The sequence below is a fragment of the Streptomyces sp. URMC 126 genome (assembly GCF_051386555.1).
In the GTDB taxonomy this organism is placed as follows: domain Bacteria; phylum Actinomycetota; class Actinomycetes; order Streptomycetales; family Streptomycetaceae; genus Streptomyces.
The window spans coordinates 1-274 of record NZ_JBPQTX010000858.1; the positions used below are offsets into that span (position 1 = coordinate 1).

Here is a 274-nt window from a genome sequence, read left to right on the forward strand (position 1 = left end):
GCTCGATGGGAAAGCGGGCGACGACGATCTCCGCGGCGGTAGCGGCAACGATATCCTGGTTGCCGGATGGGGCAACAATCGGCTCGATGGCGGCGCGGGCGTCGACACGGCCGACTATGTCTCTGGAACCGCCGCCGTCAATGCGAACCTGGCTGCGGGAACTGCATCCAACACCGGCGGCGCTGGCCAGGACAGCCTTGTTTCGATCGAGAACCTGTCCGGTACGCACTACAATGACGTCCTTCGCGGAAGCGCCTCCGCGAACGAGCTGGAT

At 64.6% G+C, this 274-nt stretch carries 1 pseudogene; it reads left to right on the forward strand.

Annotated features, from left to right (window positions below):
- A pseudogene (locus ACSNOK_RS34235) lies at positions 1-274 on the forward strand (hypothetical protein); the annotation flags it as partial.